At 43.1% G+C, this 21,356-nt stretch carries 25 protein-coding genes and 1 tRNA gene; 8 read left to right on the top strand and 18 right to left on the bottom strand.

Features of this window, described 5'->3' with window-relative positions:
- Nucleotides 1-42: 42 nt before the first annotated feature.
- The 15 genes from BUB86_RS11810 to BUB86_RS11740 all read right to left on the bottom strand — a co-directional run bounded on the left by BUB86_RS11810 (nt 43) and on the right by BUB86_RS11740 (nt 11,524).
- Entirely contained in the window at nt 43-831 is a 789-nt protein-coding gene (locus tag BUB86_RS11810; RefSeq protein WP_073209763.1) for a hypothetical protein, read from the bottom strand.
- Between the two features lie 18 nt (nt 832-849).
- Nucleotides 850-1,290 (bottom strand): hypothetical protein, encoded by a 441-nt coding sequence (locus BUB86_RS11805; RefSeq protein WP_073209761.1) that lies wholly within the window; start codon nt 1,288-1,290, stop codon nt 850-852.
- A gap of 60 nt (nt 1,291-1,350) precedes the next feature.
- Complete coding sequence (locus BUB86_RS11800; RefSeq protein WP_073209759.1) at nt 1,351-2,022, bottom strand: double zinc ribbon domain-containing protein; 672 nt, start codon at nt 2,020-2,022, stop codon at nt 1,351-1,353.
- 4 nt (nt 2,023-2,026) lie between these two features.
- Nucleotides 2,027-2,317, bottom strand: coding sequence for a hypothetical protein (locus BUB86_RS11795; protein ID WP_073209757.1), 291 nt, complete (start codon nt 2,315-2,317; stop codon nt 2,027-2,029).
- A gap of 4 nt (nt 2,318-2,321) precedes the next feature.
- Complete coding sequence (locus tag BUB86_RS11790) at nt 2,322-2,735, bottom strand: hypothetical protein (protein ID WP_073209754.1); 414 nt, start codon at nt 2,733-2,735, stop codon at nt 2,322-2,324.
- A 451-nt stretch (nt 2,736-3,186) separates the two neighbouring features.
- Entirely contained in the window at nt 3,187-3,777 is a 591-nt protein-coding gene (locus BUB86_RS11785) for a tyrosine-type recombinase/integrase (RefSeq protein WP_073209752.1), read from the bottom strand.
- 100 nt (nt 3,778-3,877) lie between these two features.
- Nucleotides 3,878-4,159, bottom strand: coding sequence for a hypothetical protein (locus BUB86_RS11780; RefSeq protein ID WP_073209750.1), 282 nt, complete (start codon nt 4,157-4,159; stop codon nt 3,878-3,880).
- The gene (locus BUB86_RS17680) at nt 4,156-4,308 is read right to left on the bottom strand and encodes a hypothetical protein (RefSeq protein WP_175549492.1); all 153 of its coding nucleotides are present in this window, start codon (nt 4,306-4,308) and stop codon (nt 4,156-4,158) included. The genes BUB86_RS11780 and BUB86_RS17680 overlap by 4 nt, the downstream gene beginning before the upstream one ends.
- Nucleotides 4,309-4,477: 169 nt before the next feature.
- Nucleotides 4,478-5,494 carry a DUF3871 family protein gene (locus tag BUB86_RS11770; RefSeq protein WP_073209745.1) on the bottom strand — a complete coding sequence of 339 codons (1,017 nt, stop codon included), beginning with the start codon at nt 5,492-5,494 and terminating at the stop codon, nt 4,478-4,480.
- 449 nt (nt 5,495-5,943) lie between these two features.
- Nucleotides 5,944-7,680 (bottom strand): hypothetical protein, encoded by a 1,737-nt coding sequence (locus tag BUB86_RS11765; protein WP_073209742.1) that lies wholly within the window; start codon nt 7,678-7,680, stop codon nt 5,944-5,946.
- Nucleotides 7,674-8,114, bottom strand: a complete 441-nt coding sequence (locus BUB86_RS11760; protein ID WP_073209740.1) for a hypothetical protein — start codon at nt 8,112-8,114, stop codon at nt 7,674-7,676. Before BUB86_RS11760 ends, BUB86_RS11765 begins: the two co-directional genes overlap by 7 nt.
- Nucleotides 8,115-8,160: 46 nt before the next feature.
- A complete protein-coding gene (locus tag BUB86_RS11755; protein ID WP_073209738.1) occupies nt 8,161-8,856 on the bottom strand; it encodes a hypothetical protein in 696 nt (231 codons plus the stop codon).
- A gap of 224 nt (nt 8,857-9,080) precedes the next feature.
- The gene (locus tag BUB86_RS11750) at nt 9,081-9,965 is read right to left on the bottom strand and encodes a hypothetical protein (protein WP_073209736.1); all 885 of its coding nucleotides are present in this window, start codon (nt 9,963-9,965) and stop codon (nt 9,081-9,083) included.
- A 74-nt stretch (nt 9,966-10,039) separates the two neighbouring features.
- Complete coding sequence (locus BUB86_RS11745) at nt 10,040-11,308, bottom strand: tyrosine-type recombinase/integrase (protein ID WP_073209734.1); 1,269 nt, start codon at nt 11,306-11,308, stop codon at nt 10,040-10,042.
- A 142-nt stretch (nt 11,309-11,450) separates the two neighbouring features.
- Nucleotides 11,451-11,524, bottom strand: a tRNA-His gene (locus BUB86_RS11740).
- A gap of 134 nt (nt 11,525-11,658) precedes the next feature.
- Between BUB86_RS11740 and BUB86_RS11735 the strand changes: the two genes are divergently transcribed.
- From BUB86_RS11735 to BUB86_RS11725, 3 genes are all read left to right on the top strand, one after another.
- On the top strand, nt 11,659-12,414 hold the full coding sequence (locus BUB86_RS11735; protein WP_073209732.1) for a DNA/RNA non-specific endonuclease: 756 nt from the start codon (nt 11,659-11,661) through the stop codon (nt 12,412-12,414).
- A gap of 94 nt (nt 12,415-12,508) precedes the next feature.
- Complete coding sequence (locus tag BUB86_RS11730) at nt 12,509-13,291, top strand: Nif3-like dinuclear metal center hexameric protein (protein WP_073209730.1); 783 nt, start codon at nt 12,509-12,511, stop codon at nt 13,289-13,291.
- Nucleotides 13,292-13,309: 18 nt separating this feature from the next.
- Nucleotides 13,310-14,188, top strand: a complete 879-nt coding sequence (locus BUB86_RS11725; RefSeq protein ID WP_073209728.1) for a zinc ribbon domain-containing protein — start codon at nt 13,310-13,312, stop codon at nt 14,186-14,188.
- 14 nt (nt 14,189-14,202) lie between these two features.
- Here BUB86_RS11725 and BUB86_RS11720 read toward each other — a convergent pair whose 3' ends face one another.
- A complete protein-coding gene (locus BUB86_RS11720; RefSeq protein WP_073209726.1) occupies nt 14,203-14,652 on the bottom strand; it encodes a type I restriction enzyme HsdR N-terminal domain-containing protein in 450 nt (149 codons plus the stop codon).
- A gap of 48 nt (nt 14,653-14,700) precedes the next feature.
- Here BUB86_RS11720 and holA point away from each other — a divergent pair, with 48 nt between their 5' ends.
- From holA to BUB86_RS11700, 4 genes are all read left to right on the top strand, one after another.
- Nucleotides 14,701-15,729, top strand: coding sequence for a DNA polymerase III subunit delta (gene holA / locus BUB86_RS11715; RefSeq protein ID WP_073209724.1), 1,029 nt, complete (start codon nt 14,701-14,703; stop codon nt 15,727-15,729).
- A 775-nt stretch (nt 15,730-16,504) separates the two neighbouring features.
- A complete protein-coding gene (locus BUB86_RS11710) occupies nt 16,505-16,993 on the top strand; it encodes a helix-turn-helix domain-containing protein (protein ID WP_073209722.1) in 489 nt (162 codons plus the stop codon).
- Nucleotides 16,994-17,050: 57 nt separating this feature from the next.
- The gene (locus tag BUB86_RS11705) at nt 17,051-17,824 is read left to right on the top strand and encodes a dihydroorotate dehydrogenase electron transfer subunit (protein WP_073209720.1); all 774 of its coding nucleotides are present in this window, start codon (nt 17,051-17,053) and stop codon (nt 17,822-17,824) included.
- Nucleotides 17,812-18,717 carry a dihydroorotate dehydrogenase gene (locus BUB86_RS11700; protein ID WP_073209718.1) on the top strand — a complete coding sequence of 302 codons (906 nt, stop codon included), beginning with the start codon at nt 17,812-17,814 and terminating at the stop codon, nt 18,715-18,717. Before BUB86_RS11705 ends, BUB86_RS11700 begins: the two co-directional genes overlap by 13 nt.
- A gap of 198 nt (nt 18,718-18,915) precedes the next feature.
- Here BUB86_RS11700 and aroC read toward each other — a convergent pair whose 3' ends face one another.
- Both aroC and BUB86_RS11690 read right to left on the bottom strand, forming a co-directional pair.
- Complete coding sequence (gene aroC / locus BUB86_RS11695) at nt 18,916-19,992, bottom strand: chorismate synthase (RefSeq protein ID WP_081373228.1); 1,077 nt, start codon at nt 19,990-19,992, stop codon at nt 18,916-18,918.
- A gap of 34 nt (nt 19,993-20,026) precedes the next feature.
- Nucleotides 20,027-20,656, bottom strand: a complete 630-nt coding sequence (locus tag BUB86_RS11690; protein WP_073209716.1) for a peptidylprolyl isomerase — start codon at nt 20,654-20,656, stop codon at nt 20,027-20,029.
- Nucleotides 20,657-20,966: 310 nt separating this feature from the next.
- Between BUB86_RS11690 and BUB86_RS11685 the strand changes: the two genes are divergently transcribed.
- Complete coding sequence (locus BUB86_RS11685; protein ID WP_073209715.1) at nt 20,967-21,329, top strand: hypothetical protein; 363 nt, start codon at nt 20,967-20,969, stop codon at nt 21,327-21,329.
- The last annotated feature ends 27 nt before the right edge of the window (nt 21,330-21,356 follow it).

Raw genomic sequence — 21,356 nt, 5'->3', positions numbered from 1 at the left:
TTATAAGAACAATTTTAGTGTTAAAATGTCACCCTCATATGTTTATTTGTTTAGACTCCGCTCAATAACTGTACATGCATATAGTAGAGCATATTGAAATCTCTTCTCACCAGACGATTTTGCTAGCAGTTCAAGTTTTGCTTTCGTTTCACTCAGTTTCCGATTCGGATCTTCATAGACAATTTCTTTTACCTCATTATAGATGTCGCAAATCTCGGCATGTCTATCAAGCCATTCGTATCTCTCCATCACATAAAGCTGGATGGCTTCAACATCAAAACGGTCATATGAATGAGTGTTCTGGAAATTATTCAGAGTAGAATCGTCCTCATCTTCAAGAGCTGTGATCTTATATTTCCCTAATAGACTCTTGCTAAAGAAGGCTTCGTTGTGCAATCCACTCTTCTTATCGCCCAACAAAATTGAATAATTATATAACACTATTCCAATGATTCCCCAAAATGCAAAGCCTGTGTCATAGTTTGAACTTACTATGCCTTCCTCTATCCACTCGCTAATTTTGCTGTCGAAGATAGCCTTAGCCTCTTTAACTGCATCAATCATTACTTTGTCGAGTCGAAATAGATTACTGTCCTCTATCAGTTCGTTACGCCATATATTAAAACTTTCACTATCCAATTTCGGATTGTCTTTGCACAATGATTCATGTGCTTTTTGAGCAGGTCGTAGTAAGTCTTCATCAGGCATGTCGCCATATCGCAAACTGGCCTGAGAAACACTTTCTTCTTCATTCTGATTTAATGCCCAATCAATCTGCTTGAGATTGAAGACGTCGTTTTCATTTAGTAATGATGGCTTCTTCTTTTTCATATTTCATATTGTAGCTATTTAATCAAACTTTACATCGGGATTCAGTTCTGCAGGAGTGTACCAAGTAATCCCATATTTTTCCTTTAGGATGCGCTTTTGTAAAGCCCATAGAGTGTGACAACTACCAAGTTTACTTAACAATTCTGCGGCACGGGCAGGATCAGTGGGTAACAACTCTTTGGCTTCCTCAATTCGTTTTTTTCGTAATTCATCTTGTGCTTTTAAGTCTGCACGAAGAGTTTTGAAGAACTCAACTATAATAGGATCGTCATCTTCTATGGGTTCTTCTTCCACTTTATATGACAGCCAACGTTCTTCTTGTGCTATTATCTCTTTGACAAATTGAGTATTGACCTCCCACATAACTTCAGGCAAAATGCGCTGGTATTCGGGGGATCGCTCTAAAGATTTGTTGTATGCCCGTAGTTCTTCTATTGATTTTCCTATTTGTTCATTCATGTTACGTTTATTCAACTAATAAGTAAATATTTCTACTCGGCATTATTATATGAGAAGGTTTTACTTAGAGAAGAATAGTACAATAGCTAAAATTATCATGATGAGTATAGGACCAAAAACAATTAAATAAGCAATATTAGTTTGTAAATTGCCTTGTTTTGCTGCTCTGGCCCATTCTTCTTCCTGTTCTTTTCTCCTCCTTCTTCTTTCTTCTTGTATTCTTCTTACTTCCTCGTCCTTCCTTCTTTGTTCTGCTTGTCCCTCAGGAGTCTTTAGCCATTCTTCATGTTGTTTCCTTGCCTTCTCCTGCTCTCGCTTCCTTTTATTCTCTTCATCAATCTTAGCCCATCTAATTCTCGCTTGTTCTTTTTCATATTTCTGTCTATTCGTACCACATTTGCTACAAGCAGGGTACTGAGAAGAATATTCATGTCCGCATTTGGGACAGGTCACGTAAAGATTGGTACTGCAATGGGGACAGAATTTTGAATCTGCGGGGATGATTTCACCACAAGCATGGCAAATCATGGAGTTTACCTTAACAATCTTTGGTTCGTTATCAACTATTTGGTGAGGATTCTCTCTTCTTGAAGAATAACTCCCAACAGTTTTTGAACTATTTGAAGGGACATCATAACCACGATAGTTACCTAAACCAGTAACCCTGTCAGTGCCGCAATTCTTGCAGTTAGCACCGTTACCAAATTCTTTTCCGCATACAGCGCACTTCATATAATTAATCGTTTAAAAGTTTGACTTCTACAATAGTTTTCAGTTCCATCAACTGAGTATAATTGTTTCTGTTGCTTTGTATTTGAGTAAATAGCTTCTGGGCAATCTCCTTCTTCTTTGGATCCTTCTCAAATTTGTCTGGATGGGACAGTTTAGACAGCTCTTTGAATAAAGCCTCGACCTCTCCACGTTTGTTGATATTTGAGAATAATCCTTGCATATCAAGTTGCTCTGCCTTGATCCTTTCGATTAATATGTCCTGTCCCGTTTGTTTCTTCTTTTTGAAAAACCACATTATATCACCTCCTTCCTTGTAAGAATCCCCCAAAGTTTACGAAATCCTTTATTCTCCAATCAACAAATTTTCCTGTTCTTGCATCTTCAATTATAAACGTGTCCCAATGTAAGACAAACATTCGTCTTACCAATGCTTGGTCAGAGAGAACTATTTTCCCAATAAGAATAATATCATCAACAGGAATCTCAGCACCTGCAGTTGCACGAATTACGATACCACTGACTATTCTTGGGGCTGAATACGGATGCCGATATGATTCATCAGGATTGCCATAGCACATTTCCGCTTCCAATAATGTATCAACAGTTAAGGACTGAAAGTAAGTCTTGGCTTTATTATTGAAATCATTGACAAACTTTCGTCTCTCTGCAGAATCTTTAACGAAGAAATTGACAACCTTATCTATTAACCCCATTTACAGTTTTAGCTCTATCTGTGCCAACTAGCCTCCCAGACATCAGCAGTTAATAAAAAGAAGGCGTGGGAACTTTAACTCACTACGCTACTTTGGCTCTGGACAGCCTACCATGTGTAATAAGCAAAGCCCACGCCAAAGGATATAATATTCCCACTTGGGGAGTAATATACCAATGACGTGGACGTTCTTGCTCATTATCTACATGGTTCGAATTGTCCAGATTCAAGTAGCAGATAACTACGCTAAACGCCCTGTCGCAGCTAACTCCGTAGAGTCGCTTTGACCTTACAAAGATAGTAAAATGGGCGTAAAGCAACGCAAGAACTTGCTTATTATTTAGAATTTTTAATTAAATCAAGCAAGAAGAGGCAATTATATATGGTTATTTTACTACGTATTTGAAAAAAGAAGGATAAGCCCACCCCATCTAGAGTAGGCTCACCCATCCTTAGAAAGTAAGACAGTCGTAAGTCTCTAAGATCTCTTCCTGTCTCAATCCCAAGTATCGTTTAGTGATGGCTACGCTGGAGTGGTTGAAAAGCTCCATCAGTTTTACCAATGCCAGCTCGGAACTCTCACCACTATTCATGTTGTACACTTGCCTACCAAAAGTCTTACGCAGGGAGTGGCAACTGAAATGGTTGATCTTCAAGCGGTACTTCTTCTTCAATTCCTTCAATATGGCATTAATCCTTTGGACGCTGAAAGTGGTACCTTTCTGACTAACCAAAATCGGAGATTCGATGCCTATGGGCTGGATATGGGTAAAACAGTCCTCGATGTGCTTCTGTAGCTCAGGATTCAGCCTGATGGTTCTACGCTTCCCTGTCTTTTTCTCAGTTATAGTGAACTCGGAAACACCAAGTATCTGCTTCCACCTTAAAGAGAGAATATCAGAAATCCGCAATCCTGTGAAACAACCGATCGCTACTAAAAGAGACATTTTGTAGTTTCCATCTTTTGCCAACTTACGAATGAGATTCATAGCGTCTGACCATATCAAATAGTCTGCTGTAGTTGTACTGTATTTCAGGGACATAATAATATTCGTTTACATCATTAAAAAGACAAAAGTGAACATTGTGAGATTGCCAGTTTTTCTAAGTTGCTGATAATCAGCACAACATTCACTTCTGATATTAGTGAACATTATCGAAAGGTCTTCTACCGTTCCGATATTCAATAAGAGAGTTGCATACTCTGTCATAAAGAGAGTGCCCCAAGCCAGCATAGAACCAACCAATGTAAGTTGACTGGTATTGGGACATCAGCTTTTGATCGTTCATCAATAGGCCGTAGAACTTTTCAAGAGAACGCTTCAAAGCCTGAGTAACCTTGATGTACTGGAGATTATTCTCTACTTGGCACAAACGGTACTGTAATTCCACGATGTGCTGAACGATTCGATCTGCCTTGTTCATCGTACTCTTAGTAAGTCCAACCTATTAATGCCCCAATAGTCACTCTCGATATTGCTACGTGCCTCCTGTTCGGAATTGGCATCAGTCCAAACTGTATCACCATCCTCAAAGTCTGAGCCTTGATAGATTCTGAAATAGTATCTTTTCATTTTTTTCAATTTTAGTAAGTGAATAAAAAGGGAGAGAGCCTCTATAGTGAAGCCCTCCCCCGATTGTGCCAAATATCGTCTTGGCGTAACGGTCACTTTCAGTCGTTTTTGTTTTAAGAGAGGAACGGCTCAAAGGACTTTGGAAAATCAGTAACTCTCCGTAAATAGATTAGCTAAGAAACCAACTGTAGCCACCTTCAACACCATGCATAGCATTATTGAGACCTACGCAGACATCAGTAGCGTTGACTGCACGCTGTAGATAGCTGTCAATGTAGCTGGACTTGTTGGCTTCCGTCATAAGATTGTGGAAACTCCACATAGAGATAGCACCATTCTCACCTCCGAAGTCTGGATTGCTGTAGAAACCACGACAAACGTTGTTGATCTGGCTGTCAGTGATCAGTAAGTTCGGAATAGAACGAGAAAGCCTCGGTGGTAATGCCTGGTACATTCTCATGCGTCCCACCAAAGTAGCAAACTGTGTTTCGCTGAGATAAGTATTGCTGAGAGTCTGCATCAAGTGGAGCTGCTTAGCTGGAAGAAAACTATAGAACAATTCCATAGCTGCCTTGTAGATGTCGCTCACAGTCATTACTTCCAACGACAGTTTGACACCATCGCCAGTAAGAATCTGGTTGGAGCAAATGCGGACACGCCAGCCTACGAAGATTGAAACCTTCTCCACTCCCTTGTTCTGACGGTAAAGATTCAAATCGGAATAGTTACGGACACCACCACAGCACAATTCAAGTTTCTGTCCGTTGACAGTCTCAAAGATGGTGGGAATAGTGAAAGCGAAAGCCATTCTCTGGTAGAACTGAGTCTTTTCGCACTCCAGAAGTTCAGAAGCTCGTTTACCTAAAGCATCAGGTGTACGACCTCTTACGATGTGAGAGACACGGATAGAAGGATCATTAACGGTTTCACCACGATAGAAGTCTTTGGCTGCTTCATGTATGCAGTTGATGAAATCTTGATGGGAAATAGTTAAATCCTGATTGCCCCAAGTAGGAACAACACAAGTAGAGGCCAACTCTTCAAGAGAAATGGCGTTAGTGTTAGCATCGAGGAAGCTAACAGAACTCTGCATTACAGGATCCTCAACGATCACTGCATCCTCGGCATCAGAAAAATCGATCAGCGGCTGAGCTGCCACTGGAAGCATTGTTACATAATTTTCCATAATTCTGAAAATTTGAGTTGTTAGACAATAGGAATTGTATATAAATACTAATCTACTACAGTTGCTCTAATATGGTTATTTTTAATTATAGTTGCTATTTTCCATATTGAGCACCCGAGGGGGCGATAAATATGGGTACACCTATTGTCCGATCACTCGATATTTTTTCAGAAGAAGGTAAAATGCATTTATTTAGATTTTTGTCAAAGTTCCATACGGCAGTTACTTATATAATATGTGTTTTCCATCATTAACGGGAGGGGCAAGATTCTGACAGAGTGGTTACTATAAATAGTTCAATCCTAGGGACATTTTTTAGAAATTCGGAAAAGTAAAATTTGATAAGTGGGATGCCCCTGCCAGCTCATATAAAGGTCGAGGGTGACAAAATTCTGATTTCATGCATCTGGTATAGGAAAACAGAATTTGATCGATTCTGTCACCTTTAACTATATGATAGGTGAAACAAGCCGATAACCTCTACTTTTCTTACTTCTCCAGTCCACAGTCTGAAAGTAATCATTGATCATTGTACCTTTAATAGGCTTCTCAGGGTGAATGTGAACCATGTCGAAGATTCGTTTCAACTCCTTAGTGATATAATCATTTGTGTAAGCACGACCAACTATGAAGGAGTTCTTGATTATCCTAACGACCTTATTCCCCTTACGCTGAACCAGTATCATTTCTTCGGCAATTGCCCTTTGATTATATTCAAGTTCCTCGATCCGTTTCCTACCCAGCAGTTCGAACGCTTCGACAATGAAAGGATCGATCTTGCGAATCTCGTTTATAAAGTCCATTGCATACTCGGAATCAGGATCTTCAAGTTCGCTTAGGAACTGTACCATTCTTCTGCGCTTATCTTTAGTTGAACGAGCCGCAGCAACAACTCTCAGTCCCTCATCATGCTTGTTGTATGGCTTATCCTCAAAAGTCGGAATAAAAAAATGGCAGTCATTGTACCAGAGCTTCACTTGCCCCCTGTATTTGTATCGACTCTCGACCAGTTTTTCATTGATAGCATTGTCGATAGCGAACCAGTTTTTAGTAAGATCAGGATAGAGATATTTGCGGAATGGCAAGGTTTCAAGAGCCTCTCCAAATGCGAATCGGCTTTCCCTGCTATCAGCGCTGTTATAAAAAGTTTGTATGGTATTGTAGGCATACTCATGTGCGGAGATCTCCCATTCAAGTTCGTCTCTAGTCTTAGCAACGATCTCTTCGTCTGTCCTGTATATATGGGTTGCAGAACTTATGCCGTTACGAAAACGACCGCATATCTGTATGCAATCAGTATCGACATCGAGCATCGTGTATGGCGACAAGTGAGGATCAGTAATCATTAGTAAGTCAGGCTTATAATCCAATTCCAAGTCAAATGCTGTATAGAATCGTCCCGTAAAGAAATTGTATTGTTTCATCGTCTTAGCAGACCAGACATTGTAAGCGTTTGTAAAGTCGTGTTCCGATTTCAGTTTGGTACGGCTCTTCGGAGCGCAGTAAACTGTAGCATTGTTCAACATTCCGAATTGCTTCATTATCGAGTAGATGCCATCCACTGAGTTAAAGAAGATGCACACCTTATTATTTTTATGGTTCTCCAGATATTCTCTGACAGTCCTAGCAATGCTGTATGTGTGTACTACCTGAATCTTCTGCTGATAGTCGTATTCAGCACTTATTTCTATAGTTTTGAAGTCCTTGAAGCGAGGATCACTGAACTTGATGGGAGTAGCAGAGACTAGTGCCTTTCGTTTAAACAGGAAAAAATCGTCCATTGGTAAAACGATGTCGGCTCTGTAGTCCACATCTTTAATAAGTTGGTGGCACTCGTCATCAAGCAAAAAGAAGTCGGTATAGATATTGAGATCACACAATTCACAAGCTTTCTTGACCTTCGGGAAGCTCTCTGGAGTAGTCATGATCTTGTAATGTTTATGCTCATGCAAATACTGCGCTATTTCTCCAACTGAGACCTTTTCATAGACCCCTAGCAGGTTCTTGTACTTCTGGCACTTGCTATTGATAACAGGAACATTCGGCACAAGAATAATGGAGTTCCGATAAGTATTTAGCTCCAATGTTGTTGCCCCACAGCCTGGTATTCTCTTTGATAGGATGCTGTTTGTGGGAATTTGACGTATTACGTCTGAAAGGTGTTGGTCTTTGTTTAATATTACCATAATTTTTGCTCAATTAAATAATTAATAAAATCGTCAGTTCTGCGGATTCTAAAAAAGAGTTTGCCAAATTTGAAGAAGGCTCGCAAGCTGATATAAGCCTCTGTTTCTCTGTGAAAAGACACAGGAAGTATGTTACAGCCTTGCTCGACTAGTCCTTTGACCTTGTTTTCTTTGTACCCATCATTAACTATATGAGATACAGCGGAAGGGAACACTCCGAAGTCCTCATAGTCACCAGTCTGGAGATAGCCGAGAATCCAATCCCAACTATCATCATTAAGTAGGTATCTGAGACCTGTCATTCCTTGACAACTAATCCAGACCTCTTCTTCCTCAACTCGAATATTGAGTTGTTTGTGCTGCATCATCAAGAGCTTAACTTGACGATGTACGGCTTCGTTGTCGTATGCGGATGGAAAATCTATCTGTGTCATATTCTTCAAATTTGAAGAATGGGGGATTGCTCCCCCGTTCTTTGGTTTAGGCAGCTTTAATCGTTTCGTTCACAATCTCTTCAATCTCCCTTGTCCTCTCCAAGCAGAAACGGAACTCCATCTTTGGGGCTATGATGAACGAGACACTTATGTATCTATTGTTCTCGTCTGCCTCGTCAGGGAGGAAGTCAGCGTTGATGCGGCATTTCAAGGTGGACTTCATGCACTGGCGGAAGATGTCGATGCGAGGGTCAACATTCGTGGCAGCAATGATGTGTTCTTCCTCACAATAGGCTTTCAGCTTTTCCAACTGTTCACCTCTCATGGCTCGCATTGTACGGCCTATCAGGTCTGTGTCTGCGAGAAGTGACAACTCTCTTGACAGTCTCTTGCCGTAGAAGAATGTAACTCGCATTACCAAGCAACCATCTTCGTCACGGAACCTTACGGTGACTGCACTCGGTTTCATCATAAAGCCATCGTACATGTCCTTAACAACCTGTGGGCTTACTCTGGCGTGAATTGTTGAGATTTCAGGTGCCGCAGTTTTTGTAGTCGGAACTTCAACCACTGGATCCACAGCCTTTTTGCTATTCGGCATCGAGGTAGTGAAACCTTTACTGCTCTTCTGGGTCTCATCTGATTTTTTTTGATCCATCATTGCGAACTCCATCATCATAAAATCTTCTTCTCTCTGAGTGTGCGAAAATCCATTCGTCACTTTTTTTACTTCCTTTTCCATTTTTTTTATTCATTTTGTTGTGAACCCAATGTTTAGTGCGAGGCGGGCGTATGACCTCTCAGAACCTTGAAACCCGATCGCTGCTTCTTGATTCCGCTGGCGAAGGTCGCAAGATTTCGCAAGATAGGCTGGTAGATAATTTCAAATTGGAAGAGTGCAATTTCTACCACTAAAAAAGGCACCCATTAGAGGATGCCTTGAATCATAAATATAATAAGGTGGAATTAGTAATATCTTCCACTGTCATTGTTCGGAGACAGTTTGTAATTTGATACTGCGAGGAAATCTTCTGGAGAATCAAATAATTTGAGATAGCTGTTTAAGCGGCTTCTGATGTGCTCTTCATTTACAGTATGTTTTTCACGCAATTCGCAACAGATTAGGAAATCCGCTATCAATCGGCTCTGCAAACGGCTGACGACATTCTCCCCACCAGACTTAAATTGGTCGGACTGTTGGAGTAGGTGGTATGTCCCCCATATGATCCGAGCTTCATCTTTATTAAGTTTAGGACCAAGTTTGCCATAATAGACAACTGATAACTCCTTTTCGGCTTCCTTGACATCCTTAACTCCAAGGTATTTGTCCAAGTAGCGTTCGAGTTCCATTTGTAGCCACGGCCGTGTAGTATCAACATTGGCACCTCCCTTGTCGAAAGCCACCCTGCACTTTTGGTTATATCGATGCTCACCACTATGTATTGCGATATATAGCTTTAGCATTTCAGGGCGTACCGTTGTGACGTACTCCCAGTATTCTGTGTCTAAGTCACTGACAGTCTCTATGGGGAAGAAATTCTTGACAAAGGAGAGAACCTTTGCTACCAGACTATCATCTTCTATGCTGTATTGACTACATAAAATCGGGAAAGTGATACTGCCCAAATCTGATGATTCGTTATTGCCATGCCAAGGTGATAACGGAAGGTATATCTTATTGTCAGGATCAAATTGCACAACCTTTTCGGGATTATAGGACAAGAATTCTTTTGCAAAATATATGGCATTGCTAAGTTCAATCTTATCCAATCCATAATATCCACAGAGTATTGGTTCTATCTCTTGAAAATCGTTAAGAGTGAATGATCCAAATTTCGTTTCATCTGTCATAATCGTCAAATTTTCGGCTAAGGTATAAAAAAACTCCCACCTACGCAAATGTAAATGGGAGATATTAGCAATTATTAGCCAAAAACGTACTTTACGACCTTGGCATTTGCCTTATTCTCGTTCACGAAGTCTCGTTCAATATAGATGTCTGTGACTCGCATGGATTCATCTATATGGTTCAATGCTTCATGTACCACGTATTTATCTATGCCTACTTTATTAAGGGCAATAGTAGCCCACGAGTGACGGGCGGCATAATATTCAAGGTCTAACAAATTCAGCTTGTCACCAATAGTTTTCAACCCCATGTTGATAGCCCGATTGAAATTCTTATCTGTATTATATAATAGGTGGAACTTGAAAACACGTTGCCCTGTCTTATCCCTGTATTTCTCAAATAGTGGCTTCAAAAATGGAGTTATTGTTACTTCCATCTTCGCCTTGTCGAGTCTTCGGGCTGTAGTCTTTGTACGATAGTAGGTAATGGTATCTTCGTTGATCTCCGTACAGTTGAATAGATCTGCTGAGTTCATCCCTATTAAACAGAATGAGAGGAGAAAACAGTCTTTAGCCAGATTAACTATGCTTTCTCGTTTCAGCGTTCCGTCTTTCTTACATTCATAAGGGTACTTCCAAATGCTTCTTATTTGATCGGGAGTTATAGCCCTCTTACGTGTAGCCTGTTGTTTCGGAATTACCACATATTCAAATGGTGAGTTTGTGATGCGGATTATGTTGCGGTCATAATCATTGTATTTCTTCTTAGCCTCATTGAACAAATGGCGCAGGCCTCCAAGGTAAAGTGAAGTACTGCGGTCGGACGGTACTCGTTTACCAGACTTCATTAGTGATTTTGCTCGTTGATTACTTTGCTTTTTCAGATAGTCCATGAAACCATTTAATATCTGAGCTGTAAGTTTAGAGGCATCAAGATGATCTGTGCCTATATAAGTGATAAAAGCGTTCAGGGCAGACTGGTAGTTTTTCTTGCCTTTAATTGTAGTAGTGGTTATCCACCATTGGCAGAACTGAATAAAGTCAACTGGCTTATGTCTTTCCTCGTCAGCTTTAATCATTTCTATAATATCGTCCAATGTGAAATGATGAGCATCCACCTGTAGTTTGTCGCACATCTCCTTATAGGTTTCTACAAGTTTGTCAACCTTCTGTTTGAGGATTGTTCCCTCCTTAAAAGAAAGGGATTTAGTGAGGTCTTCAGGGCTTGCAAATAGGCTCGTAGATAGCCTTTTTACCTTCCGATTGTACGTAAAACATAACTTTACATTGTACTTGCGGTCAACACGTAAACCGTCTTTTTTCACCATTGCCTTGATTGTCAGCATCTTACGTTAAAATTTTAGCGGTAAACAAAATGGGCTAAATCAACGGATTTTGACCCAAAAAGAGGGTATTATGATGCTGTTTAAGTCATATCCTCACAAAACAGAACTCCCGTAAGTCATTGACTCACAGGAGTTTGTGGAGGGTGCCCGGTGGGACTCGAACCCACGACATTCAGAACCACAATCTGACGCTCTAACCAACTGAACTACGGGCACCATTTCTGAATTGCGGGTGCAAAGGTACAGAGTTTTTTTGAATTGGCCAAATTTTTAATGCAGTTTTTTCGAAAAATCTGTGTTTTTAGGCTTTTTATTTGGATTTTTGCTGGTTATATGCTAATTTTGCAGGCATGAAAGGTACATTATTTAATATAAGTATAGCTCTTTTGACTCTGGTGGCTACGGCGTGCGAGGGGCAAGTGAAGTACGAGATGCCAGCACCGCTGAAGGATAGGGCAGAGCTGATATTGCAGCGAAAGGGATACACCACATCGTATAACAGCAAGACAAAGACGCCCAACTGGGTGGCGTGGCACCTGACAGATGCGCATACGCGTGGCAGATATCAGCGAAAGGAGGAGGTGTTTGCTGAGGATGAGAATGTGGCTGCGCCCAGAGCCACCAATCAGGACTACTACAACTCGCGCTACGATCGCGGACACATGTGTCCTGCTGGCGACAATAAGTGGGATAAACAGGCAATGACAGAAAGCTTTCTGTTTACTAACATCTGTCCGCAGAACCACGGACTGAACAAGTATGAGTGGAACGATGTGGAGATGAAATGTCGCGAATGGGCAAGGAAATATGGTGCGATAGACATCGTGTGCGGCCCCATATTCGACCAGAAAGGGGTGGAGCAGAAGACGATTGGAAAAAACAAGGTATGGGTGCCCACGCGCTTCTATAAGGTGATATTATGCCGCAAGGGCGAGCCTAAGGCCATAGGGTTTATATATCGTAACGAGGGCAAAAAACAGCTGATAGAGAACGCTGTGTGTAGCGTAGATGAGGTGGAACGCGTGACTGGCATCGACTTCTTCCCTGCTCTCGATGATAAAACAGAGCGTAGGATTGAGGCAAAAGCCGATCTGAAACAGTGGTGAGCAGAGAGAGGCTAAAAGCGAGAAATGGTTAAAAATATTAAAATTATTCACTATTCACTATCCACTATTCACTTTTATTTGTAACTTTGCACCCGTGAAAATAAAAGAAGTGCTGAGCGCCCTTGAACGTTTCGCGCCTCTGCCCTTGCAGGAAAGCTGGGATAATGCTGGCCTACAAGTTGGACTGACAGAGACGGAGGTTTCAGGGGCATTATTGTGTCTGGACGTGAACGAACGTATCGTTGACGAGGCCATGGCGAAGGGTTGCAATCTGATTGTGAGCCACCATCCGCTGTTGTTTCGTGGACTGAAGACGATTAGCGATCTGAACGACGTGCAGCGCACCGTGATGAGTGCTATACAGAAGGGTATAGCAGTGGTATCGATGCACACCAACATGGATAATGCCAAGGGTGGTGTGAACTACCGCATAGCCGAGAAGCTAGGGCTTCAGGATGTAAAGTTTTTAGCACCTGCCGGAGCTGATGGCGAGGCAGGAAGTGGGGTAGTGGGCGAGCTGGCCGAACCGCAGGCTGCCGACGATTTCATCATCGCTGTGAAAAAGGCCTTCGGCGTGGAGTGCGCCATGTGTAACGAACTGCTACGTCGCCCTATCAAGCGCGTGGCATTATGTGGCGGTGCGGGCGACTTTTTGCTGGACGAAGCCGTTAAGAATCAGGCAGATGCGTTTATTACAGGCGAGATGCACTATCACCAGTACTTCGGCTACGAACAGACGATTCAGATATGCGTGATAGGTCACTATCAGAGCGAGCAGTATACGGCTGAAATTTTCGAGGAAATCATCCGGAAGGAGTGCCCAGACGTGAAAACCTACATCGCTGAGACAAATACGAATCCAATATTATACATTTAAAATAATTTCATAAAGATTATGGCAAAGAAAGATCCATCAGAGTTATCAGTAGAAGAGCGCCTGAAGACGCTTTATCAGCTGCAGACAGCTCTCTCGGCTATCGACGAGAAGCGTGCACTGCGTGGCGAGCTGCCACTGGAAGTACAGGACCTGGAAGACGAAATCGAGGGCTTGACAACACGTGTAGATAAGATTGCTGCCGACATCGCTGACTATCAGAGAGCTATCAGCCAGAAGAAGGGTGAGATTGCTGATGCCGAGGCCAGCGTAGAGCGCTACAAGGCTCAGTTGAACGAGGTGAAGAACAACCGTGAGTACGACACACTCTCGAAGGAGATTGAGTTCCAGACACTGGAGATTGAGCTCTGTAATAAGAAGATTCGCGAGGCAAACAATAAGATTGCCGACAAGGAGCAGGAGAAGGCTAACAGCGAGGCTCTGATAGCTGAGCGTCAGGGCGATCTGGACGTGAAGAAGAACGAGCTGGAGGAGATTATGGAAGAAACCCGCGTAGAGGAGGAGAAGCTGAAGGAGACTGTTAAGACTCTGGAGGCTAAGATTGAGGGCCGACTGCTTACATCGTTCAAGCGCATCCGTAAGAACGCTCGCAACGGTCTGGGTATCGTTTACGTACAGCGTGATGCCTGCGGTGGTTGCTTCAACAAGATTCCCCCCCAGCGCCAGCTTGATATCAAGATGCACAAGAAGATCATTGTTTGTGAGTACTGCGGACGAATCATGATTGACCCAGAGCTTGCAGGCGTAAAGATTGAGAAGCCAGCTGCAGCAGCCGACGAGAAGAAGAGAGGTGCTAAGCGCGCCATCCGCAAGTCGAGTGGCACATCTACATCGTCAGCTTCATCAAAGAAGGCTGCCGATGCTAACGATATGGCTTAAGAGAGAGATTTTTGTTATAAATTCTGATAGTCGGGAATGTCCTCGAGAAAGCAATATTTTTGGTTCTCGTAATCCATACGGCAGCAGATGTGCTGCATGCCGTTACTGACAATCAGGTAATCCACCTTCAGCAGGAGATTGTAGGCCGAAATCTGGTCGAACGTCTTCTGCTGAAGTTTTATTGTGGGGGCCTTGTATTCGATAATCATCTGGGGCTGGGTCACCTTATTATATAATACGGAGTCGCAACGCAGATGCTTTTCGCCAACACTGAGTTCTATCTCGTTGCCCAACAGTCCTGCGGGGTAACCTTTGTGGTCTATAAGATAGTGCACAAAGTGCTGACGAACCCATTCCTCAGGCGTCAAAGCAACGTATTTTCTGCGTAAAATGTCGAAAATTAGTTGCTTATTGCCCTGTTGGGCGATTTTTATTTCGTATGTAGGGAGGTTTAATCGAAACATTTTTGTAAATTTGCAGGCAAAAATACAAATAATAATTGAAATAGCACTATGGCTGAGGCAAAAAATGCAAGTTTTGAGAGTATAATGCGCGATTTGGAGGCTGGAAAATACGCGCCCGTCTACTATCTGATGGGCGATGAACCGTACTATATCGACAAGATAGCCGACTATATCGCAGAGCATGCCCTGCAGCCCGAAGAACGCGACTTTAACCAGACGATACTCTTTGGATCGGATGTCAATGCATCGCAGATAGCCGACCTGGCGCGCCGTTATCCTATGATGGCCGAAAAGCAGGTGGTGATAGTGAAAGAGGCGCAGAATATCAAGAACACCGAGGCGCTGGAGCGTTATTTCAGTCAGCCTATGGCATCAACCATACTGGTGATGTGCCACAAAAACGGCAAGATCGACGGCAGAAAATCGGGCTACGTGAAGGCGATAAAATCGTCGGGCATCTTGTTTGAGAGTGCAAAACTCAAGGATAGAGATCTGCCAGCTTTCATCGAGAACTATCTGAAATCACGCCAGGTGAAGATTGACGTGAAGAGCGTGCAGATGATAGCTGAGAATATTGGCGCAGATTTGAGCAGACTGGTTGGCGAGCTCGACAAGGTGATACTTTCGCTGCCTGAGGGGAATAGGGTAGTGACTCCACAGATTGTGGAAGACCAGATTGGAGTGAGCAAAGAGTTTAACGGATTCGAGTTGCGCGATGCCATTGTGAGTCGCAATGTGTACAAGGCAAATCAGATAATAAAATATTTTGACGAAAATCCAAAGGCTGGTTCCATCTACTCATTTCTCCCGTTGCTCTTCGGATACTTCCAAAATTTGATGATTGCGTTTTATGCGCCAAATAATAAGAGCCAGGAGGCGGTAGCAGAATGGCTGGAATTGAGAAATCCATGGGCTGCGAAGGACTACATGACGGGTATGAGAAACTACTCTGGAATGAAGGTGATGCAGATCATTTCGAAGATACGAGAGATTGACGCCAAAAGTAAGGGTCTGGATAACCCAAATACCTCTGCTGGTGAGCTTATGAAAGAACTGATTTTTTACATTTTACACTAAATAGGGTAGGTTTTAAGCTCTAGAATTTGCAAAAAATGCACTCTTGATGAGTGCTTTTTTTGTGCCTAAATGCCTGAGAAATAGGGGAGTTACGAGGATTCTTACCCCTTCAAAACTCGCGTATTTCCAGAATTTCGTAGAACGGTGCAGAATACGTGAGAAATGAAGAAATTCGCCATTTTGGGACATCTGGAATTTGGCTTTCACATTTATTTTGATTACGCTTTCTAAATTCAAGTTCGTAAATTCGAACCAATATTTAGAAATTATATAGTTTAGAGTTTAGAATTTAGAGATTTAAAGACGTGAATCAGGATTTAATATTTAAATATCAATATCTGAATTTTAAGATTCTGATTTGTATATTCATATTTATACATACCAGTATATACATATATAAATACTTAAAACTCAATCAGTTATAACGATTATGCATAAAAATGTTCCATCTATAAGCCCAAAAACAGGCAAAAAGTGAATTTTGCCCTAGAAAACGTATTGTTATATGTAAATAGTTCATTTATACCCAGTTAGTTACAAAAATGCACTAAAATATAGGTTTGTGCAGTTTATTTATCTAAAATTTAGATTTATAACTTCAAACCTCTCTATACGCCAAATCTAATTTTTGATTTACAAATATAAAACCATAAACTTAAATTATAAAATCTTAAATTGTATCTACATTTGTTGTATAATTCAATTTTTTGTTTTACCTTTGTAAACTGAAAGAAAAACGGGCCCAATGGCCCCTAAAAGTACATCATGATAAGATATGAAAGATAGAATCAGGCAAATTATGGAGTCTCAGCACATGACTCAACAGCTCTTCGCCGACTACATTGGTCAGAGTCCGGCTACCCTTAGTAGCATCTTTAATGGCAGAACCAGACCCACCCTTAACATCGTGGAAGCCATTAAAAAGAAAATTCCTAACATCAATACCGATTGGTTGATGTTTGGTTCAGGCGACATGTATCTGGCCCCAAACACCCCTTCTAGGGATCTGTTTTCGGATGCTGATAGTGCTGTTGATACCCACCCTATCGATCAAAATCCGATGCTAGATTTTGATACAGTCCCTCAGGTGGCCCCTCAAATTGCTCCTCAGACACCCCAGAATTTTAATAGTGTAAGGACTACACACCCGGAAATCGTTCATCAAGAGGTAAAAATACAAGACAAACCGCAGCGTAAAGTCATCGAGATCCGTGTGTTCTATGATGATCAGACCTGGGATACTTTTGTACCTGCCAAGAAATAATTTTTGTGGTTTCAAAAAATAGTTGTATCTTTGTACCCGATTTAAAAAATTCGTAGTATGAAGAAGTATATACTAGACCTAAAGGTTAAGCAGGTAGAACAGATTCATCAGCGTTATGTGCTCATAAAACTGACACACGAAACTGCCCTGCCTGAGATGCTGCCCGGTCAGTTTGTAGAGGTGCGAGTTGATGGATCGCCATCAACATTCCTGCGCCGCCCTATTTCCATTAACTTTGTGGATCGCGAGAATAACGAGCTCTGGCTGCTAGTGGCCACCGTAGGCGATGGTACCAAGCAGTTGGCCAAGTTGCAGTGTGGCGATGTGTTGAACTGCGTGTTGCCTCTGGGTAATGGCTTTACGCCTGCCAAGCAGGGCGAGAAGGTGCTGCTGGTGGGTGGAGGCGTTGGTGTGGCTCCACTGTTGTATATGGGTGCCGAGATGAAGCGCCAGGGCATTGAACCTACCTTCCTGCTTGGTGCACGTACAGCCAACGATCTGCTGATGCTGCCCATATTTAATAAGTACGGGCGCGCGTACGTAACAACCGAGGATGGCTCGATGGGCGAGAAGGGATTTGTGACTAACCACTCTATCCTGAGCCAGGAGCGCTTCGACCGTATCAGCACTTGTGGCCCAACGCCTATGATGAAGGCTGTGGCTCGCTATGCGCGTCAGAATGACGTTGACTGTGAGGTATCGCTCGAGAATCTGATGGCATGCGGACTGGGTGCCTGCTTGTGCTGTGTAGAGAAGACCACAGAGGGCAATCTGTGTGTTTGTAAGGATGGACCCGTGTTTAATATTAAGAAACTGTTATGGCAAGACTAAATGTAAAAATAAAAGACCTTGAGCTGAAGAACCCTGTGATGACTGCATCGGGCACTTTCGGCTACGGACTGGAGTTTGCCGACCTGATGCCTATCGATGGTATTGGCGGTATTATTGTGAAGGGTACCACGCTGAATCCACGTCAGGGTAACGACTATCCGCGTATGGCCGAGACAGCCAGCGGTATGCTGAACTGTGTGGGATTGCAGAACAAGGGTGTTGACTATTTCTGCGAGCATATCTATCCCCAGATAAGGGATATCGACACCAATATGATAGTGAACGTGAGTGGCTCAAGTCCTGAAGACTATGCGGAGTGTGCTGCCCGTATCGATGCTCTCGAGAACATTCCTGCTATCGAGCTGAACATCTCGTGCCCTAACGTCAAGGATGGCGGTATGGCATTTGGTGTGACCTGTGCTGGCGCTGCCAGTGTGGTAAAGGCCGTAAGAGCCCGCTATCACAAGACGCTGATTGTGAAACTGAGTCCTAACGTGACTGATATCACAGAGATTGCCCGTGCCGTAGAGGCTGAGGGAGCCGACAGCGTATCGCTTATCAACACGCTGATGGGTATGGCTATCGATATCGAGAAGCGCAAGACGCTGCTGAGCATCAATACAGGCGGACTGAGTGGTCCTTGCGTGAAGCCTGTGGCTCTGCGTATGGTTTGGCAGGTGGCTAAGGCTGTGAACATTCCTGTAATAGGTTTGGGTGGCATCAGTACGGCTAAGGATGCCATAGAGTTCCTGATGGCTGGCGCAACAGCTATCGAAATAGGTACAGCCAACTTCCTTGATCCTGCTGTCAGCATCAAGGTTCGCGATGGTATTAACGATTGGCTTGATGCACACGGATGCCAATCGGTAGACGAGATCATCGGAGTGATTTAAAAATCAGAGCTTCTTTTGGGTAAATACAAAATTTGAGGGCTAGCAATTGCTAGCCCTCAACCAACACAAAAACTAAACTAGACTTAACTAAAGCTATTCCGGGGTTTTCACAAATCCCTGAATGCGCTGCAAAGGTACAAATACTTTTCTAAACTACCAAATGTTTTTTGCAATATTTTGCATTCATGGGGCATTTTTCTATAAAATTACTGCTTTTTGGAGTAAAATATAGTCTAAAATGGTCATTGCAGCCATACTTTCTACCACAGGAACTGCACGTGGCAAAACGCACGGATCGTGTCGTCCGCGAGCAGTAAATGTGGTGGGATTTCCCTCCATATCTACTGTTTCCTGTTCAGTAAGTATAGTGGCCACTGGTTTGAAAGCCACACGGAAGTATATATCTTGTCCGTTACTTATTCCACCCTGTATGCCGCCGCTGTGATTGGTGGCGGTGGTGATGTTGCCATCCTCATCGCGCTTAAACACATCGTTCACCTGGCTTCCACGCATGCTGGCGAAGTTGAATCCCTCGCCATATTCAAAGCCTTTCACGGCATTGATACTCAGCATGGCCGAGCCCAGGGCAGCGTGCAGCTTGTCGAACTCAGGTTCGCCAAGTCCTGCAGGGCAGCCTTTAATCACACAGGTGATGACGCCTCCGATGGTGTCGCCCTCAGCTTTTACTTGGGTAATCAGCTCCTCCATCTGTGTCGCCTTCTCAGCATCAGGACAGCGAACGGCGTTAGTCTCGGTAAGATCCAGGTTGTAGAGCTTGTAATCCTTCTCCAGCGCTATATCGCCTACCTGCGATGTATAGGCCTGAATGCTGATGCCCTTCTGTCGAAGCACCAGTTTGGCCAATGCTCCACCTACGCAACGGCTGATAGTGATGCGCGCCGATGTGCGCCCGCCACCGCGATGGTCGCGAATGCCGTATTTCTGATAGTAGGTGTAGTCAGCATGCGATGGACGGAAAATGCAGCGCATATTCTCGTAGTCCTGCGAGTGCTGGTTAGTGTTACGTACTATGAATCCGATGGGGCAGCCTGTTGACTTGCCTTCGAACACACCACTAAGAATCTCTATCTTATCGGCCTCATTGCGCGATGTAGTGATTTTGCTCTGACCTGGACGACGGCGATTGAGTTCGCTTTGAATGAAGTCTACATCGATGTCGATGCCAGCAGGCATGCCATCAACCACACCCCCCACAGCCTCTCCGTGACTCTCGCCAAACGTTGTCAGCCTGAATATCTGCCCGAAACTATTCATAATTATCAATTATCAACTATCAATTATCAATTGATTAATGGCAGTGTCCGCATCCGCAGCCGCCATCGTGATGATGATGATGATCGTGATCGCCACAACCACAGTCGTGATCGCCACATCCGCATCCGTCGTGATGGTCGCCACATCCGCTGCAACCACCGCTGCATCCGCCCGTCATGTGCTTAATCAGGTGCTGAATCTCCTCCTCGGTAGCCTCGCGGTTCTCAATTACGCGGCCCTTGAAGTTCAGCGTCTTGCCAGCCAGAGGGTGGTTGGTGTCAACAGTCACGCCGTCTTCCTCAATCTTAGCTACCTTGGCCATAAACTGGTGGTCTTCGTTATCCATCAGTGTGATAACGGCACCCTCGAAGATGTTCTCGTGGTCGAAGTGGCCGTTAACGGTGAATACCTCGCGTCCCACCTTATGTACGCCCTCAGCAATATACTCGCCAAAAGCCTCGGCAGGAGTCAGTTGGAAATCAAAATCGCTACCTTTCTCCAATCCTTTTACCTTAGCCTCAAAAGCATCGAGTGCTACACTGAATCCTGTAATAAACTCAAATGGACGCTCATCGCCAGTCTGCTCTTCCAGCTCGCTCTTACCATCCTTGATGCTATAGAGCTGGTAGACAACCGACATAAATCTGTTCTTTGTTTCTTCCATATACCTATTTATATATACTATTTAGTTTCAGCGTGCAAAGATACGCATTTTCCATCAAATAGCAGCAAGTTTAATCTGAAAATATAAAAAAATCTTTATTTTCGCCATTCGTTGATATGTATCAATAAAAGCGCTGTGTTCGCACACAATTTTCCCAAAAGGCTTGTTCAGTTCAAAAAATCGCCGTACCTTTGCAGCGTCAAAAGACAAATACAAAGTAAAAAAAGAGTTTTTAAAGGATAACGAATTAAAGTAAAAAAGTAGGTTGGCTGAGAAAGCTGACTGAGTAAAAAAAAGAAAGGGTAAAAAGATGAAAAAGATGATTATGACACTGGTAGCAATGTTGAGTATGACAACCGCATTTGCTGAGGATGAGAACACCAACGCTGTAAAGAACGTTGAGGCTTACAAGATGGACGTTAACATGGATAAGCTTGCTAGCGCTCTGAACCTCGACTGGAACCAGCGTGACGCTGTAGAGAACATCCACCGTGTGTTCAACACTGAGATGACTTATGCTGCTCAGTACGGTAAGAACGATCGCGAAAACATGGTTAAGCGCGCTATCGATACCGACGTAAAGCGCATGCGCTCAGTACTTTCTAAGGAGCAGATGCACACATATCTCATGCTGCTCAACACCACACTTAACAACCGTGGTCTGAACAAGTAAATTCATAGTTTTTTAGTTATTATTGGT

The sequence above is a fragment of the Xylanibacter ruminicola genome (assembly GCF_900142525.1).
Lineage (GTDB): Bacteria > Bacteroidota > Bacteroidia > Bacteroidales > Bacteroidaceae > Prevotella > Prevotella ruminicola_A.
Note: the sequence above shows the minus strand (reverse complement) of the source record. Positions and strands in the feature narration are given on the sequence as shown.

Coding starts and splice junctions, on each gene's coding strand:
- BUB86_RS11720 (WP_073209726.1), bottom strand. CDS start 14,652: ATGTTTCGATTAAACCTCCCTACATACGAAATAAAAATCGCCCAACAG.
- BUB86_RS11700 (WP_073209718.1), top strand. CDS start 17,812: ATGGCAAGACTAAATGTAAAAATAAAAGACCTTGAGCTGAAGAACCCT.
- BUB86_RS11765 (WP_073209742.1), bottom strand. CDS start 7,680: ATGGTAATATTAAACAAAGACCAACACCTTTCAGACGTAATACGTCAA.
- BUB86_RS17680 (WP_175549492.1), bottom strand. CDS start 4,308: ATGAAAAGATACTATTTCAGAATCTATCAAGGCTCAGACTTTGAGGAT.
- BUB86_RS11735 (WP_073209732.1), top strand. CDS start 11,659: ATGAAAGGTACATTATTTAATATAAGTATAGCTCTTTTGACTCTGGTG.
- BUB86_RS11690 (WP_073209716.1), bottom strand. CDS start 20,656: ATGGAAGAAACAAAGAACAGATTTATGTCGGTTGTCTACCAGCTCTAT.
- BUB86_RS11795 (WP_073209757.1), bottom strand. CDS start 2,317: ATGTGGTTTTTCAAAAAGAAGAAACAAACGGGACAGGACATATTAATC.
- BUB86_RS11745 (WP_073209734.1), bottom strand. CDS start 11,308: ATGCTGACAATCAAGGCAATGGTGAAAAAAGACGGTTTACGTGTTGAC.
- BUB86_RS11800 (WP_073209759.1), bottom strand. CDS start 2,022: ATGAAGTGCGCTGTATGCGGAAAAGAATTTGGTAACGGTGCTAACTGC.
- BUB86_RS11760 (WP_073209740.1), bottom strand. CDS start 8,114: ATGACACAGATAGATTTTCCATCCGCATACGACAACGAAGCCGTACAT.
- BUB86_RS11685 (WP_073209715.1), top strand. CDS start 20,967: ATGAAAAAGATGATTATGACACTGGTAGCAATGTTGAGTATGACAACC.
- BUB86_RS11810 (WP_073209763.1), bottom strand. CDS start 831: ATGAAAAAGAAGAAGCCATCATTACTAAATGAAAACGACGTCTTCAAT.
- aroC (WP_081373228.1), bottom strand. CDS start 19,992: ATGAATAGTTTCGGGCAGATATTCAGGCTGACAACGTTTGGCGAGAGT.
- BUB86_RS11805 (WP_073209761.1), bottom strand. CDS start 1,290: ATGAATGAACAAATAGGAAAATCAATAGAAGAACTACGGGCATACAAC.
- BUB86_RS11790 (WP_073209754.1), bottom strand. CDS start 2,735: ATGGGGTTAATAGATAAGGTTGTCAATTTCTTCGTTAAAGATTCTGCA.
- BUB86_RS11780 (WP_073209750.1), bottom strand. CDS start 4,159: ATGAACAAGGCAGATCGAATCGTTCAGCACATCGTGGAATTACAGTAC.
- BUB86_RS11710 (WP_073209722.1), top strand. CDS start 16,505: ATGAAAGATAGAATCAGGCAAATTATGGAGTCTCAGCACATGACTCAA.
- BUB86_RS11770 (WP_073209745.1), bottom strand. CDS start 5,494: ATGGAAAATTATGTAACAATGCTTCCAGTGGCAGCTCAGCCGCTGATC.
- BUB86_RS11755 (WP_073209738.1), bottom strand. CDS start 8,856: ATGGAAAAGGAAGTAAAAAAAGTGACGAATGGATTTTCGCACACTCAG.
- BUB86_RS11750 (WP_073209736.1), bottom strand. CDS start 9,965: ATGACAGATGAAACGAAATTTGGATCATTCACTCTTAACGATTTTCAA.
- BUB86_RS11725 (WP_073209728.1), top strand. CDS start 13,310: ATGGCAAAGAAAGATCCATCAGAGTTATCAGTAGAAGAGCGCCTGAAG.
- BUB86_RS11785 (WP_073209752.1), bottom strand. CDS start 3,777: ATGTCCCTGAAATACAGTACAACTACAGCAGACTATTTGATATGGTCA.
- BUB86_RS11705 (WP_073209720.1), top strand. CDS start 17,051: ATGAAGAAGTATATACTAGACCTAAAGGTTAAGCAGGTAGAACAGATT.
- holA (WP_073209724.1), top strand. CDS start 14,701: ATGGCTGAGGCAAAAAATGCAAGTTTTGAGAGTATAATGCGCGATTTG.